Origin of the sequence: Plectonema radiosum NIES-515, assembly GCF_025753815.1 — a bacterium.
Lineage (GTDB): Bacteria > Cyanobacteriota > Cyanobacteriia > Cyanobacteriales > Nostocaceae > Hassallia > Hassallia radiosum_A.
Genome location: NZ_JAOWRF010000261.1, coordinates 1 through 13,015, shown reverse-complemented (window position 1 = coordinate 13,015; position 13,015 = coordinate 1). Strand labels below are relative to the sequence as shown.

Sequence of the window (13,015 nt, the reverse complement as noted above, 5' to 3'; positions counted from 1 at the left end):
TGGGGTTCATCTGCGAATGACCGGTCAACTACTGTGGGTGCATCGAGATGAACCGTTGCACAAGCATACACGGGTAAGATTATTTTTTGGTTCGGAGCAAGAATTGCGCTTTGTTGACCAGCGCACTTTTGGTAAAATATGGTGGGTTCCTCCAGGAGTTGCGGTTGAAAGTATCATTACTGGTTTACAAAAGCTGGGGTTAGACCCGTTTTCAACGGAATTTACTGTAGAGTATTTGGCAAGTAAGTTGCAAAATCGCCGTCGTCCTATCAAGACTGCACTACTTGATCAATCAGTCGTGGCTGGGTTAGGCAACATTTATGCTGATGAAGCTTTGTTTCTGAGTGGAATCCGACCAGAAACACTGTGTATAGATTTGAAAACGGAGCAAATTGAACGTTTGCGATCGCACATTATTCAAGTGTTAGAAACCAGCATTGCCGCTGGTGGCACTACTTTTAGTAATTTCCTCAATATCAAAGGTGTAAACGGTAACTATGGCGGTGTAGCTTGGGTTTACAACCGCGCCGGAGAACCTTGTAGAGTATGTGGTACAGCAATTGAGCGAATTAGATTAGGTGGACGTTCGAGTCACTTTTGTATACAATGTCAGCATTAGGTGTTGCCATGCCAAATCCCGATCCGAAAGTTCCGCATCCAATGGAGGGATTCCCCCAGGTTTGTTTCATCAAAAATGTTGTCTCAAACCCCAATATCATCATCGGGGATTTTACCTATTATGATGACCTGGAAGACTCAGAAAATTTTGAGCGGAATGTGCTTTACCATTATCCGTTTATTGGCGACAAACTGGTTATCGGCAAATTTTGCGCCATCGCTACAGGTGTAAAATTCATTATGAATGGCGCAAACCATAAAATGTCTGGGTTTTCTACCTATCCATTTCAAATTTTTGGTCATGGTTGGGAACGCGTAATGCCGCAAGACGAATTACCTTTTAAAGGTAATACCGTGATTGGTAACGATGTCTGGATTGGATACGAAGCGGTGATAATGCCGGGAGTAAAAATCGGCGATGGTGCGATCGTTGCGGCAAAATCTGTAGTAGTGAAAGATGTTCCACCTTACACAGTTGTCGGAGGGAATCCAACTACTCCGCTACGACAGCGGTTTTCAGATGAAACCATTGATACTTTGTTAGAAATTGCTTGGTGGAATTGGAATATTGAAAAAATTACGAGAAACTTAGAAAAAATTGTCGGTGCAGATATTGAAGCGTTAAAAATGTGTGTTTGACTTTTTTGATCGTTATCCAAAGATTATGGAGATACGAACCGCATTCTTGCAGCGTCACCGATAAGAGCTTTTTATCAGTCGTGATTAATTGAAAATTAAGGCATCTTTGCGCTTTTACGTCTTGGCGGGAGATAAAATTCAATCAGGAATCCACAAATATACACCAAGAGGGGAAAGTAAATGCCGATTAAAAGAGGAGATACGGTTCGCGTTGTCCGCGAAAAGCTAGAAAATAGTTTAGAAGCACAAGCTAGTGATACACGTTTTCCTAGTTATTTGTTTGAAACTAAAGGCGAAATTGTCGATATCAAAGGTGATTACGCTCAAATCAAGTTCGGGAAAGTGCCAACACCAAATATGTGGTTACGTTTGGATCAACTCGAAGAATTTAAATAAAAAGGCTGGGTACTAGGGATTGGGGACTGGGGACTGGGGAAGAAATCCGCCCGAACTTCGGGTTTTAACCAAATCAATGAGCGTCCTTAATCCAAGCGTCTTTAATTCCAAATCCCTAATAAAATTTAATTATCCGCCAAAACAGGGAATGATATCATGTCCGTTTAATTAACACTAATAAAAACCTACCTACCGTCGTAGAGACGTTCCGCCGGAACGTCTTTACATTGTAAGTAATTTAGCGGATATGATATTATGAGCTATTCCCCGAACTCCCCAATGTTGTGTTATTCACCGCGTGTAACCATCGTCGGTGCTGGTAGGGTTGGTAGTACCCTTGCCCAACGTATTGCCGAAAAAAACTTAGCAGATGTGGTATTGCTGGATATTATTCCGGGAATGCCTCAAGGATTAGCGCTGGATTTGATGGAGGCAAGGGGAATTGAAACGCATAATCGCAAGATTATCGGCACAAATGATTATGCTGATACATTTGGTTCAGAAATCGTGATAATTGCGGCAGGAACTCCCCGCAAACCGGGTATGAGTCGGGATGATTTGCTTTATACGAATGCTGGAATTGTAGTAGAGGCAACAAAGAAAGCGATCGCTCGTTCTCCCGATGCGATTTTCATTATCATCACCAATCCCTTAGATGTGATGACTTATTTGGCTTACCAAGCAACAAGTCTACTACCACAAGATCCTTCGGGTATTGTCGCTAGACATCGCATCATGGGTATGGCAGGTGTGTTAGATTCGGCACGCTTTCAAACCTTTATTGCGATGGAATTCGGCGTCAGTCCTGTTGATGTCAACGCGATGGTATTAGGTAGCCACGGAGACTTAATGGTACCTTTGCCACGTTATTCTACTGTCAACGGTATTCCGATTACAGAATTGATGGATGCAGCCACAATCGAGCGTTTGGTAGAGAGAACCCGTCATGGTGGCGCGGAAATTGTGGAATTAATGCAAACAGGTGGGGCTTTTTTTGCTCCGGCTTCTGCAACTTGCTTAATGGTGGAAGCAATTTTACTAAATGAGTCACGTTTATTACCAGTGTCTACGTATCTTCAGGGAGAATACGGTTTAGAAAATATATGTCTTGGCGTTCCTTGTCGCTTGGGATGCGGTGGAATTGACACGGTGTTGGAATTGAATCTTACTGATGTGGAGATGGCTGCTTTGCATACTTCCGCTGAATCTGTGCGTGAAAGTATAGAGCGAGCGCAACAAATATTAGCAACAAGTTACTTTTCGCAACAATAAAAACAGTAGCATTAATTGCTACTGCCCGATTTGAAAAAAGCGATCGCGCGATCGCTTTTTTCAAAACTTCATTAGCGATTATACTGGTCTGCGGGGTCGCCGTAGGGGTCTTCGCTTGCTGGACGGACATCACCGTACTGGTCTGCGGGGTCGCCATAGGGGTCTTCGCTGGCTGGACGGACATCACCGTACTGGTCTGCGGGGTCGCCGTAGGGGTCTTCGCTGGCGGGGATAGCGTTACCATACTGGTCTGCGGGGTCGCCGTAAGGATCTTCGCTGGCTGGACGTACCTGGCGATCGCGGTAATCGGTATCTTGGTCAGATTGTTCGTCGTTCGATCCAGCAAGAAAATCTTTCGCTTTTCGCAAAAAGTCGTCTACCATAATCTGTCTCCTTTTTAAGTTTGTGTTGAACTGTGCTATTGTCTTTTTAAGTTCATGTAAGCCGCTTTTAAGGGCACCAATCTAAAATGTTGGAGCGTTTGCTGGTGCTACATCTTTTAAATCACGACCTGTAGAACGCCCGTTATAGCCTTGGAAGTCCCGGTACTGTTGCGCTTCCGATTCGGGAACTTGAATTCCTCCGGATGGTGGAGTTACCCAGTGAACCTGCTTATTAGCGTCGCGGTAGTAAACACGCCCATTTTTGGAAAGGTAATACTTACCTTGCGCTCCCTCTTTTTGAGAATTCTTATGCCTGTTGTAGAGGTAGTAAAGTGCAGCTGCTCCGGCTAAAGTTATTCCCACTTTCTGCCCTGTTGATAATCCTTTCTTAGCTTGGGGTTGGTTTCCAGGGGCAGGATTATTCACTGTTCTACCAATATCATCAACAGGTGGGGGTGGGGCTGCATTTCGGGAACCTCCACCACCGCAACTACTAAGAAGCGGCACAGTTAACAATGCCGAAAGTAACATTGCCAGCGGACGCGAAAGTTTTTTACGCTCTGGGTATATCGTGTTCATCTTGTTTTCTCATCACCCTGCGGAAATCTAAATGCCGTGTTGTTAGAAAAACAGTGTGGAAATTGTTGTTATTTTACCAGATGGAAGGAACGTTTATTGTTCATTTACAACAGCACAGGTAAACCGTTTGATTGCAATGATGATGAAATTTTGCAAGTATTTCATCCTGCCTTTGAGAGAACTTGGATTCATCCCAAAGAGATACAAAGTTGGTTTAGTAACAAATATTTTCGTATATAGCAGTCCGATCGCAATACACATAAACGTGAAAATGAATAGACACAAGAGGTGAAAACATTGTAGAGACGCGAAATTTCGCGTCTCTGGGTTCTGGATAACGCATCTCCAAAAATTAAATATGCGTTACCCAAAACCCTTGATTAGACGTAGCACAGAATAGTCTCTACATCTTTTCCGGAGATGTCTAATGTACAGACGTAGCACTGCTACGTCTGTTGGGGTTCAGATAACGCATCATTAATTTCTACTAAAGAGTGTCTAATATCGGCGACTTCGCATTCATTAGACACAAGAGGTGAAAAACAAGAGACGCGAAATTTCGCGTCTCTACAAGGGTTGTAGACAACGCGCAATTAATTTCTGGAGATGTCTATTTGTCGGGGATATGAAACTTGATATTTTCATAAATCAAAACTTGAGATTTTTTAGTATTTTTCCAAAAGTGAAAAAGTTTCAGCCAAAACTATACTGGTAAAGATTATTATTGATACAGTGTCAAAAAAGTTACAAAATATGACAAATCAAGCTGCAACTCGCCTACTGCTTGCTTTATGGGAATTGGGAGGAGCAAAGCAAGAAGTGAACAAAGGTAAACTTCACGATCGCATCAAATCTAAAGACAAGAAAATAGCAGATTTTCAAGACATTTTTGATGAATTGGAGAAAAAAGGGGCGATCGCTATCTCCAAAAAAGGCTACACTCTCACATCTCCTCAAGGTTTAGAGGTGCTGGGTGAAGGTTTGAAAAGTGGTGATTTTAAATTTGAAGGAACTATTGTCGGGACTTGGGCAGCGAATGCGTTGGTAAGGTGGATTGGTGAAATGGATGGTGCAGATGTACCAGTTAATCAGGTAAAGAGTGAAATTAAATCTTACGACGAGTTTCACAAAGTCACCTTGGAAGTATACGACAAGCTGAATCGGGACTATAACCTGAATGATTTGGTGCCGATATATCGAATTAGGAGAGAAATAGGCGATCGCACCAGTCGTGAACATTTCAATGAATGGCTGTTGGAAATGCAGGAAAAGGATATTTTTCAGCTCATGGCAGGAGAAATGCCAGACATCACTCCTGATAAACGTGAAGACTCAATCACCATCCCCGGTGGTGGATTGCGCTACTATGCCAAGCACTTGAGTTAAACATATTGCCCAAAAATCAGTTTTAGTTCGTTACCTCACACCAATCGCTATGGAAAATCCTTCTGTTTCTCCCATAGAAGACATCAACGCTGCCATTCAAAGTCACAATCCATTTAGCAACGCTGGAATTGTCAAAGAACAAGATATATGGGGGAAGGGATTCCCCGATGTTCCTACCTTAAATGCCCACGCTTCTGATACAGTTTTTCAGGCAATTGAACTGGTGCGTAATAGCCAATCCAGTCAAGACAAAGTGACATCAATTGCCATAACTGCTCAATACGGAGTAGGTAAAACTCATCTTTTAAGTCGTATTCGCCATCGGCTGGAACGCGAAGGTGGGGCTTTATTCGTCTATGCAGGTGTGAATAATTATACAGATTTAAACCTGGTTAAATACCAATTTCAGCAAACTTTGGCAGATAGTCTGAGCAAAACAGGTAGTCAAGGAGTTATGCAGTGGCAAGAAGTAGCAGCTGCGATCGCAAACGAAGGCTTCAAAGCCATTAATCCTAATGCTCCAAACCTTTCTCCTCAGGATTTGGTTGATCGATTTGACAAAGTATCTGCTAGTTGGTCGGCTAAAAACAAAAGTTTGATGAATACGCTCACCAAGCAAATTCTGAAAACAAAATCAAATGTAGATCCCTATATTTTACGGGCTATTTTGTGGACGCTTTCAGAAACTCAAGCATCTTTTGCAAGAGAATGGTTATCTGGTCATGAATTAGCAAACTCTAATGCTGATACTTTAGGATTACCCAATCCTAGCAAAACTAGTCAAGACAGAGAAGCTGAAGCACTAAAGAATATTCAGCAAATATTAAATTTAGTCAGTTACTACAACCCTGTTGTTATTTGTTTTGACGAAATTGATGTTAAAAACAACTCTACTGATGATGGGTTGCCAACAGAATTCGTAATTGCTAACTTGGTTAAGATTCTGCACGATACTCTCGAAAACTCTGAACTTGGTCGAGGTGTTGTTATTCTCACAGTAATGATGCCTGATACCTGGGCAAATAAAGTAAATATAATACCAGGTGGAACACCAGATAGAATTTCCAAATATACGCAACGCAAGCCGATAGATTTAAAGCCTCTTAGTGGCGATTCTATGCTTGAACTAGTCAGTATGTGGCTGAAAGAATTTTATGAAACAAGAAGTTTAACTCCTCCTAATACTCTTTATCCATTTGAAGAAAGTGAACTGATAAAATATGGTAAAAACCAACTAACTGTTAGAGAAGCTTTGCAATGGTGTGCAGAGAACTTTAAAGTTGATGCAGAGGAATTACCAAAAGAGCCATTTGAGCGATTTGAACTGGCTTTGAACAGGGAGAGCGAAGTAGACCTTGGTGATTATTTAGAAGAAAAGCATAATTCTTTAATTGCCGAGGCTTTGCGTTTTGGCTTTCAGACATTAAAAGGTCAGACATTAGAAGGAGAAACGGAAACAGGTGAGACTTTAAATGAAGTAACAGTCGAAGATGTTACTGAAGTAGAGCCAAAATCAAAGAATCAGGGTTGGATAAACTTTAAGATTATTGGTAAAGATAAAAACAAAGCTTTCAAAATAGGCGTTACTGTACTCCAATATTCTAACGGACGTGTAGTAGGTGCAGGAATGTGGCGTTTAATTGACTACGAAACATTCGATATAACGCGGGGTTGCTTAGTTCGCTCTAAAGAAAAAACAATTCGCAAGAATTGGGAGTCATACGGTCATCTCAATAAACTTGTCCAAGATTTGGGTGGAGAATGGGTATATTTGAAAGCAGAAGAAATTCAACCTCTCATTCACCTTTATTCGGTTTATCAGAAGCGCGAACTTTATCAGCTAAATGAAGAGCAAGTCATAGAGTTTTCCAAACCAATAACTGCCGAAAATCCTTTGTTACGAGAAATATTGAGCGATCCTTCCGGTGAAATTGATGAAGAGACTATTGAAGGAGACGAACTATTAAACGACTTCCTTAACCCTCCCACTATTGAAGATACAGACGACGCGGATGATTTGGGTGATTTGTTTAATTAACCATGAGCGAATCAACTTTAATTTACAACGCTTTATGTCTACCATCTCCCGATGTTGAAAGCTTAATTCAAGGACGAATGATTGCCGCAATGCCTCGGAAATTCATTAATCCGGGGCAGACATTTGCTTTATATCCAGCGGATATTTCACTTAATTTACTACCCCCTGAACAACACTATCGCTCAAGTTTTTTACCCATTGCACAAACAGTTATTCCTAACTTAGCTTCGGAAACAGTCTTAATTAAAGCTTGGGCTAAATGCGAACTATGCCAAATAGTAAATGAATCTGAATCACTAAAAGCTTTATCACAACTAAGCATCTGGACAACAGAAGGATTACAGCAAATACTTTCGCAACGATCGCATATTTTTTTAGCCTATCTGCGCGTTTATTTGCTGCCTAAACCGTTTGAGATACCAACGCAACCCCAAAATCGTCATTTTGTGCCTTTGCCAAAGTCGCAGACTGTTTCTGACGCCAAGCCGACGTTAAGCGATCGCATCTTCAACCAACGCCAACACCAGTTACAAAACTTACAACCACCACTGCATCCACAATTAGAAGAATTGCAAAGTGCTTTAATTTCCCTTGCTACCACCAACCCAGCAGCTAAACAATTAGAACAAGATATCAAAGTATTTTTAGGTTGGAGTAGTGAGCAATTTGTCAAGCAAAGCGATTCAGATTTAGTTTGGATAAATGATATTGCTAAATTAGGCGATCGCAGCATCGAACTAGAAGAGAAAAAAAGCAACTATCAAGCCGGCACAGATTTTGAAATCATCGTGCGTCGCAGTCTTGAATTTTTAGGATTCAAAGTTGAGGAAGACTATAAAGGTGGTGCAGGAGGTTTAGATTTATTTTGCTCGCAACCCTATCCCCTCGTTTGTGAATGTAAGGCAGGTAAAAGCATTCCTGATCGCACTGTTGAGGAATTGGATCGAATTGGCAAAAGACATCTTCAAGAAAATTATATGATGGCTGTTCGATTAATTATTGGTCCTGGTCAACCAACAAAACAACTTAAACAATCTGCTCAAATATCTAAAATCAATATTATTAATGCTATGACTTTACAAAAGCTAGTTGAATTAAAAGCAAAATATCCAGGTTCGGTAAATTTAGTTGAATTGAAGCAATATTTAGAAACGGGACAAATTGACAATAAAATTGAAGAATATATTAATCAAGTAGAAAAACAAATTGCTTTGCGATCGCAACTTATCGAATTAGTGAAAAACTATTTAGAAAAGACCGGATTTGAAAGAGCTAGTGTTGATTCTCTACATGGTGCATTTAGTGCTATTTCATCTACTAAATTACATCCTCAAGAAATGCACGAAATATTAATTGAACTTTCATCACCTTTAACAGGCTACTTGGGACGAATTAAAGGCAACGATTGGAGAAGCGATCGCTTTTATTTTCTTTGCGACTTACCAACTAGCTAAGAATTATCCCAATGTCAATATTTTCGCTTGATAATTCACCACTAACGGCAGAATTTTTAACCACTCTGAACCTAACAATATTTCTGTAATTTCATCTCCAGCAAAAACCGGAATTTCATACTCCTGTTCATCCAAAGCTATTTTACCTAAATAAATTTCAAAAAGACTTTCCCCTTGTGCGGTTCGTAGTTCATCTCGACCAATATAAGTCCAATTAACACCGTCTAAATCTTGTTTATTCATTGCAATAAAGCCTGTGAAACCAGTATCTAACATCGCATCCACAGGCAGATTTAAGTTATCAGCAGTAATTAATTCAATTTCAAAAAACAATTGACCCCTCTCACCAAATGTACCCTGTATCATATAGTGCCAGTGGCTCCAGTTTCATTCAAGCAGAAAACGCAGTGGTCAGCATTTGGATACTTCTCACGGGCTTTTTTGTGGGCTTGCATATTATCTGCATCAATGAAATAATCACCACTATCTGGTTCGACAGCAATATACCAGCCATAATGTTTATCGATGAATTGGGGACGCACTCGTTCAAAAATTGCCCGACAACGTTGATGAAATGCATCTTTTTCGGCTTTACGTTTGGCTAGTTCTTCTGGTGATATAGTAATTTCGGGAAATACTCTACCTCTGCGTACTAAGCGTTTTGGTGTTGATTCAGTCATAGTTTTAATTCTATTTATTGATATTATTTTTATAGTATCAATAGATTTTATAATTTTACAGCAGATTGCGTTGTTATGAAATACACGTAGAGACGTAGCACTTGGTAGTCTGTGAGCGGATGAGCGGGTTTTACGCATGTACCTCATCTACCTGAAATTTGCTGTATATGAATTGGAGAAGCGATCGCTTTTATTTTCTTTGCGATTTACCAACTAGCTAATAATTATCCCAGCGTCAATATTTTCGCTTGATAATTCACCACTAACGGCAAAATTTTTAACCCCTCTGAACCTAATAATATTTCTGTAATTTCATCTCCAGCAAAAACCGGAATTTCATACTTCTGTTCATCTAAAACTATTTTACCTAAATAAATTTCAAAAAGACTTTCCCCTTGTGCGGTTCGCAATTCTTCTTCACGAATAAATTGCCAATTAAGAGCGTCTAAATCTTGTTTATTAATAGCCATAAAGCCTGTGAAACCAGTATCCAACATGGCATCCACAGGCAGATTGAACCCATTAACACTAATTAATTCAATCTCAAAAAATAGCTGCCCTCTATCGCCAAATGTACCCTGTATCATATAGTGCCAGTGGCTCCAGTTTCATTCAGGCAAAACATACAGTGTACAGCATTTGGATGCTTATCGCGTGCTTTATGGCTTGCTACTTCTATATCTGCATCAATGAAGTAATCACCACTATCTGGTTCGACAGCAATATACCAGCCATAATGTTTATCGATAAGTTGGGGACGCACTCGTTCAAAAATTGCCCGACAACGTTGATGAAATGCATCTTTTTCGGCTTTACGTTTGGCTAGTTCTTCTGGTGATATGGTAATTTCAGGAAATATTCTACCTCTGCGTGCTAGGGGTTTTGGTGTTGATTCAGTCATAGTTTTAATTCTATCTATTGATTTTATTTTCATGCTATCAATAGATTTAGTAATTCTATATGAGTTGGGATAATTATTTTTTAAACGAACCGCAGAGACACAGAGAACGCAGAGGAAGAGGAGGGAGGGAGTTTTACGCTCTTATTTAGGATTGTTATAGTTTTGATCTAAATTAATTTGCAATCTCTACATTAATATACAGCAAATTTCAGGTAGATGAGGTATATGGGTAAAACCCCTCTCCTTGTAGAGACGTAGCATTGCTACGTCTCTAGGTGTATTTAATAACAACCCAATCGGCTGTATGGGTGGGCAATGCCCACCATACTAATTATACAGGTTGTTTCTGTGTTGTTTGCAGTTGTTTTAAAGCTGCTTCTGCTGCTGCTAAATCATACGGAAATGGTCTACCACGAGTTACATAATCTCGCTCTTGGGTTGGTCTGTGACGCAATACTGCATTCACTAAAACACATGGTTCGGAACTTAAATTAATTGCTCCATGTAAGACTCCGGGTGGAATTGTTACTACTGCTGGGTAATCTTCGCTTAAAGCAAGATATTGGTATTTTCTGTTAATTAAACTTACTAAAACAAACTCACCTTTAACTAGTAATAATTGGTCTGTTTGTGATTTATGAACAAACAAATCATCGATTGTATTTGCAGGAATCTGCACCAGCATTGTTTCATGACTGGCTTGGGGAGTAAAAAAGTGAGTCATCCCTCCTTTGATAGATTCTAAGGGACGGATTTCAATTGAGCGCACATTTTTCATCACAATATCCTAAAAAAAACATCCTAAAAATTGAAGTCTCTTCAATCTAGGATGCCCAAAAATAAAAAATTGTTGCACAAGCGACAAAAGTAACCAAAATGTGCTTAAAGTACTACACGGATCAACTGAGAGAAACTTTCAAACTACCGGGTTCCCCAGGATGACCGTCCAACACTACACCGCGTTGATTTGCGGCAAGATGACGCACAATTTTGTAAATTGGCTCAATTTGGTCGGATGCGTTTGCTTTTTCGGCAATTTCCTGCAAAGAAAGGGGAGTTTTTTCGGTTTGCAGCACTTCCACGACTTGTTTTTGCAAATCTAGAATGGTGGCTGCGGCTTTTTTACCAGCTTCTACACCTGGTTGATGGTAGGCATTAATGTTGACTAAATTGCCATAGAAACCAACAGCGCGTTCGTATAAAGCAATTAATGCCCCAACTGTGCGAGGATTAACTTGGGGAATTGTGACTGTAATCGAATCGCGGTGATTATCGTAAAGCGCTTGTCGGGTTCCTTGGAGGAAGCCAGAAAGATAATCACCTGATGTGACTCCAGGATCTATTTCTGGAGATACACCGTTACGATCTTCCAAAACTTCGATGAAGGTGGCAAAGAAATTTGCGACGCCTTCACGCAATTGTTGGACGTAAGCGTGTTGGTCAGTTGAGCCTTTGTTACCATAAACGGCAATGCCTTGATAAACAGTTTTGCCGTCTAAGTCTTTTTCTTTACCCAAAGATTCCATCACCAGCTGTTGCAAATAGCGGCTGAATAGACATAAACTGTCTTTATAAGGTAGGACAACCATGTCTTTTTCGCCGCGTCCGTTGCCAGCATAATACCAAGACAAAGCTAACAATGCTGCTGGGTTCTTTTTGATATCGTTGATGCGTGTGGCATCGTCCATTTCTTTGGCACCCTCTAGCATCTTTTGAACGTCGATGTCTTGTAATGCGGCAGGTACTAGCCCCACGGCAGACAATTCAGAGGTGCGTCCTCCTACCCAGTCGTACATGGGAAAGGTTGCCATCCAGCCTTCAGATTTTGCCAATTTATCAAGGTTGCTATCGGCACTGGTGATAGCAACAGCATAATTCGCAAAGTCCAAATTCTGTCCGGCGTAAGCTTTTTTAACTTCAATCATACCGTTGCGCGGTTCCGGTGTTCCCCCAGATTTGGAGATAACTAACACCAAAGTGCTGGCAAGGCTGTTTCGCAAATGAGTCAAAATGCGATCGATACCTGCCGGATCGCTATTGTCGATAAAGTGAATTTTCAGGGGTGGGAAATCTGGGGCAAGAGCTTCGGCAACAAATTCAGGTCCCAGGGCAGATCCACCAATACCGATGGAGATAATATCAGTAAAGCGTTGCGCTCTGGGAGGATGAATCCCACCTGTTTTGACTTTTTCGGCGAATACTTCGATTTGTTCTAGGGTGTTGACAATTTCGTCTTGAAGTTCTGGAGTAGGTGCTAAAGTATGATTTCGCAGCCAGTAATGCCCTACCATACGATTTTCGTCTGGATTGGCGATCGCTCCCTTCTCCAGTTCAGCCATATCGGTAAACGCTTTGTCAAACTTCGGCTGCAACGACTCTACGAAGGCATCATCAAACCGCATTCGACTGATATCTAGATAAAATCCTAGTCCTTCGTGGTAATATAACCAATCTTGGTATCGTTGCCAAAGTGCGGTAGCATCCATAGGAAATCTCTAGTTAAGTGATTTTCACAAACAAGTTTAGTTTATGCCAAGATCAATAAGACCAGAGCCTTATACAGTTTTAACTGTTGAGGGAGTGGGGAGTGGGGTGTTGCTGTATCTTATTCACATCTGCGAGTCCACGAGACGCTAGGGTATCTTGTATGCCGTCGTCTGCTTGTAAAA

Annotated in this window: 15 protein-coding genes; 7 read left to right on the top strand and 8 right to left on the bottom strand. The window is 40.8% G+C overall.

Annotation, left to right across the window (positions count from 1 at the left end):
• From OGM63_RS18580 to mdh, 4 genes are all read left to right on the top strand, one after another.
• On the top strand, nt 1-619 hold a 619-nt coding region (locus OGM63_RS18580), incomplete at its 5' end, for a DNA-formamidopyrimidine glycosylase (protein WP_263747139.1).
• A gap of 8 nt (nt 620-627) precedes the next feature.
• The gene (locus OGM63_RS18575) at nt 628-1,257 is read left to right on the top strand and encodes a Vat family streptogramin A O-acetyltransferase (protein ID WP_263747141.1); all 630 of its coding nucleotides are present in this window, start codon (nt 628-630) and stop codon (nt 1,255-1,257) included.
• Nucleotides 1,258-1,437: 180 nt separating this feature from the next.
• A complete protein-coding gene (locus tag OGM63_RS18570) occupies nt 1,438-1,653 on the top strand; it encodes an NAD(P)H-quinone oxidoreductase subunit O (RefSeq protein WP_029634642.1) in 216 nt (71 codons plus the stop codon).
• A 255-nt stretch (nt 1,654-1,908) separates the two neighbouring features.
• Nucleotides 1,909-2,925 (top strand): malate dehydrogenase, encoded by a 1,017-nt coding sequence (gene mdh, locus OGM63_RS18565; protein WP_263747138.1) that lies wholly within the window; start codon nt 1,909-1,911, stop codon nt 2,923-2,925.
• A 71-nt stretch (nt 2,926-2,996) separates the two neighbouring features.
• Here the strand turns inward: mdh and OGM63_RS18560 are convergent, their stop codons facing one another.
• A complete protein-coding gene (locus tag OGM63_RS18560) occupies nt 2,997-3,308 on the bottom strand; it encodes a translation initiation factor (protein ID WP_263747137.1) in 312 nt (103 codons plus the stop codon).
• 81 nt (nt 3,309-3,389) lie between these two features.
• Nucleotides 3,390-3,887, bottom strand: coding sequence for a hypothetical protein (locus OGM63_RS18555; RefSeq protein WP_263747136.1), 498 nt, complete (start codon nt 3,885-3,887; stop codon nt 3,390-3,392).
• Between the two features lie 753 nt (nt 3,888-4,640).
• Between OGM63_RS18555 and OGM63_RS18550 the strand changes: the two genes are divergently transcribed.
• From OGM63_RS18550 to OGM63_RS18540, 3 genes are read left to right on the top strand one after another with little or no spacing between them, the layout of a single operon-like run.
• Nucleotides 4,641-5,273: a hypothetical protein gene (locus tag OGM63_RS18550; RefSeq protein ID WP_263747135.1), complete on the top strand. Its 633-nt coding sequence runs from the start codon at nt 4,641-4,643 to the stop codon at nt 5,271-5,273.
• 49 nt (nt 5,274-5,322) lie between these two features.
• A complete protein-coding gene (locus tag OGM63_RS18545; protein WP_263747134.1) occupies nt 5,323-7,311 on the top strand; it encodes a P-loop NTPase fold protein in 1,989 nt (662 codons plus the stop codon).
• A gap of 2 nt (nt 7,312-7,313) precedes the next feature.
• Nucleotides 7,314-8,765, top strand: a complete 1,452-nt coding sequence (locus OGM63_RS18540) for a DUF1802 family protein (RefSeq protein WP_263747133.1) — start codon at nt 7,314-7,316, stop codon at nt 8,763-8,765.
• Between the two features lie 3 nt (nt 8,766-8,768).
• Here the strand turns inward: OGM63_RS18540 and OGM63_RS18535 are convergent, their stop codons facing one another.
• The 6 genes from OGM63_RS18535 to OGM63_RS18510 all read right to left on the bottom strand — a co-directional run bounded on the left by OGM63_RS18535 (nt 8,769) and on the right by OGM63_RS18510 (nt 12,832).
• Nucleotides 8,769-9,131, bottom strand: coding sequence for an aspartyl protease (locus tag OGM63_RS18535; RefSeq protein WP_263747132.1), 363 nt, complete (start codon nt 9,129-9,131; stop codon nt 8,769-8,771).
• Nucleotides 9,128-9,445: a hypothetical protein gene (locus OGM63_RS18530; RefSeq protein ID WP_263747130.1), complete on the bottom strand. Its 318-nt coding sequence runs from the start codon at nt 9,443-9,445 to the stop codon at nt 9,128-9,130. Before OGM63_RS18530 ends, OGM63_RS18535 begins: the two co-directional genes overlap by 4 nt.
• A 224-nt stretch (nt 9,446-9,669) precedes the next feature.
• The gene (locus OGM63_RS18525) at nt 9,670-10,032 is read right to left on the bottom strand and encodes an aspartyl protease (RefSeq protein ID WP_263747129.1); all 363 of its coding nucleotides are present in this window, start codon (nt 10,030-10,032) and stop codon (nt 9,670-9,672) included.
• Nucleotides 10,029-10,346 (bottom strand): hypothetical protein, encoded by a 318-nt coding sequence (locus OGM63_RS18520; RefSeq protein WP_263747128.1) that lies wholly within the window; start codon nt 10,344-10,346, stop codon nt 10,029-10,031. The genes OGM63_RS18525 and OGM63_RS18520 overlap by 4 nt, the downstream gene beginning before the upstream one ends.
• A 331-nt stretch (nt 10,347-10,677) precedes the next feature.
• Nucleotides 10,678-11,124, bottom strand: coding sequence for a cupin domain-containing protein (locus OGM63_RS18515; protein ID WP_263747140.1), 447 nt, complete (start codon nt 11,122-11,124; stop codon nt 10,678-10,680).
• Nucleotides 11,125-11,245: 121 nt separating this feature from the next.
• The gene (locus tag OGM63_RS18510) at nt 11,246-12,832 is read right to left on the bottom strand and encodes a glucose-6-phosphate isomerase (RefSeq protein WP_263747127.1); all 1,587 of its coding nucleotides are present in this window, start codon (nt 12,830-12,832) and stop codon (nt 11,246-11,248) included.
• Between the last annotated feature and the right edge of the window lie 183 nt (nt 12,833-13,015).

What these genes read in the sequence shown, in the direction of transcription:
- OGM63_RS18575 (WP_263747141.1), top strand. Translation starts at nt 628, where the DNA reads ATGCCAAATCCCGATCCGAAAGTTCCGCATCCAATGGAGGGATTCCCC.
- OGM63_RS18570 (WP_029634642.1), top strand. Translation starts at nt 1,438, where the DNA reads ATGCCGATTAAAAGAGGAGATACGGTTCGCGTTGTCCGCGAAAAGCTA.
- mdh (WP_263747138.1), top strand. Translation starts at nt 1,909, where the DNA reads ATGAGCTATTCCCCGAACTCCCCAATGTTGTGTTATTCACCGCGTGTA.
- OGM63_RS18560 (WP_263747137.1), bottom strand. Translation starts at nt 3,308, where the DNA reads ATGGTAGACGACTTTTTGCGAAAAGCGAAAGATTTTCTTGCTGGATCG.
- OGM63_RS18555 (WP_263747136.1), bottom strand. Translation starts at nt 3,887, where the DNA reads ATGAACACGATATACCCAGAGCGTAAAAAACTTTCGCGTCCGCTGGCA.
- OGM63_RS18550 (WP_263747135.1), top strand. Translation starts at nt 4,641, where the DNA reads ATGACAAATCAAGCTGCAACTCGCCTACTGCTTGCTTTATGGGAATTG.
- OGM63_RS18545 (WP_263747134.1), top strand. Translation starts at nt 5,323, where the DNA reads ATGGAAAATCCTTCTGTTTCTCCCATAGAAGACATCAACGCTGCCATT.
- OGM63_RS18540 (WP_263747133.1), top strand. Translation starts at nt 7,314, where the DNA reads ATGAGCGAATCAACTTTAATTTACAACGCTTTATGTCTACCATCTCCC.
- OGM63_RS18535 (WP_263747132.1), bottom strand. Translation starts at nt 9,131, where the DNA reads ATGATACAGGGTACATTTGGTGAGAGGGGTCAATTGTTTTTTGAAATT.
- OGM63_RS18530 (WP_263747130.1), bottom strand. Translation starts at nt 9,445, where the DNA reads ATGACTGAATCAACACCAAAACGCTTAGTACGCAGAGGTAGAGTATTT.
- OGM63_RS18525 (WP_263747129.1), bottom strand. Translation starts at nt 10,032, where the DNA reads ATGATACAGGGTACATTTGGCGATAGAGGGCAGCTATTTTTTGAGATT.
- OGM63_RS18520 (WP_263747128.1), bottom strand. Translation starts at nt 10,346, where the DNA reads ATGACTGAATCAACACCAAAACCCCTAGCACGCAGAGGTAGAATATTT.
- OGM63_RS18515 (WP_263747140.1), bottom strand. Translation starts at nt 11,124, where the DNA reads ATGAAAAATGTGCGCTCAATTGAAATCCGTCCCTTAGAATCTATCAAA.
- OGM63_RS18510 (WP_263747127.1), bottom strand. Translation starts at nt 12,832, where the DNA reads ATGGATGCTACCGCACTTTGGCAACGATACCAAGATTGGTTATATTAC.